This is a genomic window from Wolbachia endosymbiont of Tuta absoluta (assembly GCF_059414725.1).
Genome location: NZ_JBNRJY010000060.1, coordinates 1 through 5,072 on the forward strand (window position 1 = coordinate 1; position 5,072 = coordinate 5,072).

1 protein-coding gene is annotated in these 5,072 nt (G+C 41.4%); it reads left to right on the plus strand.

Annotated features, from left to right (window positions below):
* Positions 1–3,406: 3,406 nt before the first annotated feature.
* Positions 3,407–3,988, plus strand: coding sequence for a hypothetical protein (locus ACJ5GX_RS00530; RefSeq protein WP_495292579.1), 582 nt, complete (start codon positions 3,407–3,409; stop codon positions 3,986–3,988).
* The last annotated feature ends 1,084 nt before the right edge of the window (positions 3,989–5,072 follow it).

The following is a 5,072-nucleotide window of genomic DNA, read 5'->3' on the forward strand; positions in this document are numbered from 1 at the left end:
GCTATATTGTGCAGCGTATGCTATTTAGCGCTGCGTAACGCGGCCATTGTCTGCCTTCAGTTGAACTCCTGGTATTTTACTAGAAATTTACCTGTGTAAATCGCTTCCACTGCGGGAGTTTAGCTTGGAATTAGACATAGATCTTTATAGCCATACAATAGCAATTTTTCCAGAAAACACTTTTCTTCCATGCAGGTGTATTTAGTGTATATATGTATAACGTTCTTACAGTCCTACAGTCGCTCTTTCTACCAAACAAAGATAAATTTTTGTGTACAAAAACACACATTTCATACAAATAAAGACTTGGTAGCGGTAGGATGTTGAATATGCAGTGCGAACTCTACTCGTGTACAATTAGGACCACGCCTTATCAGCGAGACTTAACGTGTGCTACCGTACCCAAGTATACGACTAAACTTCTATAAGAGCTCTATAAAACTTACTACAACTGCTTAGTAGAACAAGGATGAACAAGGCTTACGTTATACTCTTATTAACACTCTCAATGACCTCAATAAGATATCCGATGCCACGTATTCAGCGACTGGCTTTTACAAAATGGCGGTTGTGAAACTTTAAATATGGCAAGTTTTAAAAGAAGTTGCTGTGATTACTTTGCTTACCGTTAAAGTTTGAATAACCAGCGGGATAGTTCAGACTTCATAAGTTATGGGTGTTGGTGTTGAAAAATATAGATGTGCTATGCACAACCATCTTAGCTCAGCTACAGTTAGCCTTCGTCAAAATCGGACCAAGCAAATCAACTGCCTCGAACACATTTTCAATGATATAAAATTGATCTTATTTTCCCTCAGAAAAGTTCTTTAGTTTAATTTAGCCTTTGAAATATCTAAGGCAGTTGCTATTGCCATGTAGTTATACCAAGTGAGACAACATAATAAGTTCCGCAAAGAGTCAGTCCGGTTTGAAAATTGCAAAATTGTTTGTAGTGTTTCGTCGTTGTATTTAAATGATATAGCGCTTTAGTCAAATTTTAAGAAAAAAATACATTCAACTTTCTTTAAAAGATGTGGCCGTATGTAAGTTGTACATTCATTAACATACATTAACAGCCATAACAGTCCACTGCTGGACATGTGCCTCCCCCTATCGGGGGTAATGCCATACTCACTACGCCTGGGATTGGCGAGCGAAGTGTAAGATATTGTATTCACAGGGAACGCTTCGGCCCATTTCCATGATGATTATCCCTGAGGCAGTTTTTTTATTCTATTCAATTCTATAGTCGCTTTTTACGACACCCACGGACAGAATTGGGGTGATGATACGGGGTCTCCGTCCTCGGGAGATTCTGGTGTGGCAGAAAACGGGTACTTCAGCAAACTGGTTTAGTGGCCGTTGATACCACAGGGGGGTATGTTATTTTTGGCCCAGTTTGGAGACCTCAGGACCTACCACAGAACATATTCAGGGCTGCTATAGGCCCGAATTGTGTTACTCCTCTCTGAGACTGTTGAAAATGACAGTAAGTAGAGTTTGACATTATTCGTCTACCCAAAGTCAATATTATTTTATAATTAGACTGAATGTTGAAATATAAGCTGCAAATATATAATAGATTTTCAACCGCCTACTACTAGATGTAGGCATCTGACATGGTTGTGTTACGACCTCTGTCTGAGTAATCAAAGACAGCAACCGGGACCGACTGCTTAACGTGCCCTCCGAAGCACCGAACCATTTCTTTTCGGACAATCGGTGTCATCCTGCAACCACTACCATGCTACCACTGCGCCACATCGGCCGTCGTATCTTTTGATATAAAGGTTTAATCCGACAGCACCTACATTGACGACCGTTGCATCAAACTGCCAACCAAAGAAACGATCCAGAAGATATCGGCGGGAGACATAGCGGACCTGACCGCGGAGAGGCCAGTCACACCGCACATGATCTGCGAGCCGTACTCCGTGATCCAGCAGGACTGCAACACCTGCTCCTGTTCGCCTTACGGTCGCCTCACCTGCACCAACAAGCTGTGTCTCTCCAACGCGAACACGGGAAATAGTACCATGCCTTTCGGCAGCTCTTTGAGGTATGAGGTTCTATTAAATTCATACTTTCAAGGATCAGTTTTACTCGTGAAACTGACGAACAATTTTTCAATGTACATAGGACGAAATATGGAAAAAGAATTGGAGACCCCCCATACAGAATGGCTCATTTTGTGTTCATTTATGTATGAGTGGTCCAAATTCAGTTTCACGATTAGAACTCACTTTAAAAATAATTGCACTGAATTTAATAAGGTATAAGGGACGGTGTACTGAAAACTTTGCAGGCATGATCAGACTATAAAACTGAACAACATTTACTATGGAGTCTATGATGGACAACGAAATATAAAATCGAGTTTCCAAAGAAAGGCAATCAGGTGATTGGGAATAATATATGGGAGGTCGATAATTTTGTCGCTATAGAAAATGATGTTTATTTTCATTGTCTAATCATCCCTGCAAAGTTTTCGGTACACCGTCACTTGCACCCGGTATAGTTTAGTCCAGAGCACATTACAGAGCAATATAGTTGAAGTAGTTTAGATCTGGTGACAACCTCTAATGTCTGAAGAATGTAACGCAGAATTATTAAAAGTAAGCTTCATTTAAATATATCTTCTTTATATCTTCTTTATTGTTTGTTCTATTCTGTATTTTAGGTACGATAAAAACTGTAACTGGTGGGCACTGGTAATTTTTGAACTGCTTACATGCTTACTGTATATATCATATTCCTCCATCTTTCAGAGCGAGCAGGCTAGATCTGCCAGAACTGAAGAGCGACAAGGAGCCATGCGAGCCGGGCCAGAAGTACCGATACAAGTGCAACACCTGCTCCTGCAGCAGCAACCGAGTGCTGGCCTGCACTACCATGATCTGCCTCGAGTTCTTCGGGGCACATACCGAAAAAAAGGGAGAATTAAAAAGTATATTTTTCTATCTTGCTTTTTGAATCAAAATGGTTTACAGTTGCCACGTGGTGCCGGCTTAGAATAGTATCACCCCATTTCTTTCCCGTGGAAGTCTTATGAGGCAACTGAGGGACTCGAGGGTATGTATTGCCATTTTAGGCGATGGGCTGACAACCTGTCACAATGGCGATACACAATTTTCCGTGTTACTCTTAAATATATGTCAGACGTGGCGTAAATGTCCGTTTTTGCGGCCGTTTACGCTCTACCTACCCCGAAAAGGATAATAGGCGTGACATGTGTGTGTGTGTGTGTGGTTTACAGTTTAAATTAATGTATCGTCATGTTTTAGCTCGAAAAAAGAAAGCTTATGACGTCATCCACCTCCCCGAGATCCACGAAGACGAGCCCTGCACTCAAGGGCTGAAATATAGATTGGACTGTAATATATGCGTCTGTAACAACGGCCGCCTCGTGTGCACCAAGAAACTCTGCCTGAAGAAAGAAGACGTCACAGAGCAAAGAGAATTCGAGAAACATAAGAAGGTTGAACTGAAACAGATAAATCAAATAAAAGCAGACAAGGAGCCTTTAAATAAAATCTACGCGACCAAAAACAAAAATATGTACATGGAAGTATTTGACGATAAATTAGTTATACACCAACGCAAACACAAGGAAAAACATACTCGTTCGGATCCTAACAACACATCGGTTCCTACAATTGATGAAGTTGATAGCAACAAATCGGTTGAGCCTAAAGTGAAAGAACATAACAACGTAAAAACCTTAAATACCAATAAAGTTTCTACCGGAGACGCTATAAAACAACAGGTGGTTGAGGAAAAAGACAATGAAAAAATAAAAACAAATAGTGAAGAAAAAGACAACATTCGAGAAGGTGGAGACAGTAGTAGATATCCAAAGCTACCGATCACAAAGAAGTGCAAGCCAGGCCAAATCTATACAAAAGGTTGCCAGAGATGTTTCTGCACAAACAAACAGGTAGCTCGATGCACAAACAGACCATGCGCAGAAATGAGTAAGTATAATTGATGCCTACACTCTTGCAAAGGTTTCAAAGGTTCCAGGATCGATTTTCAGTGGTGCATTCAAAAGTTGATATTTATCACTTTGTGAATTTGTTCCTAGTCTGGTTAGGACACTGCAAGCTGAATCACCTGATTATCCAAAAAGAGACTAAGGAATCACCATAGGAGGGCACGCTAAGTCATCGGTCCCGGTTGCTGTCTATGCTTACTAAGACAGCAGTCGTTACACAACCATGCCATGCCATACTACTAGCAGTAGGCGGTTGAAAAACTCTGACACCAGAGTTCATCAGTGTACCACGTGCCCAAGGACATCAACAAAACACAATAAAACAAAAATGTTGGTGTTTGACAGTCTCCGTATTCTACTTGCAGAGGGTCAAGTCCGTCTCCCCAAGGATGTATTCCCCCACATTACCCCGAGGGAGATCGCGAGCCTCCAGAAGCTCCCGCACCAGGCTGCGCGCTGCAAGCCAGGAGCGGTCTACTTGGTCGAATGCAACGTCTGTCTCTGTCTCATCAACGGGAACCTGTTCTGCCAGAATAAGCTTTGTCTCGCCATGGATGTGGTCAACAGAATTGCAGCTCAAAAACAGAATGGTAACGTTATAAAGGCTACTGAAGTAGCATAGATACTTTTAGGTCTATCATATTATAGCCAACCAAAGTAAGGAGTGTTTTCTATTTCGTTATCTAAGTATTGAAACGTCCAGAAAGTAGCAAAATATCTACATCTACAGGCGTAATTACACTTGTTTATTTATAGGGATACACGGTTTTTCTGAAACGGCTCTCAAAAATAATCTGACAAGTCTGACAAGACGTGGCGATGGCGACCGTATTTTTAAGGCCGTTCACGTTCTGCCTACCCAGCGACCGTATGTGTATACGAAAAGCGTGATCTGTGTGATTTTCGGTCAGATAGGAGAGTTCTAAAGTGGGATCAATTGAGTTGGGAGGTCATAGAGTGTCACCGGGTAGGAAAGACATAAAGTGGCACCGGATCGATCACCACTTTCACCACTAATAAGCAATATATACCTAAATGAGGTAGATAAAATGCTAGAAAAGGCAAAAGAGGTGACTAA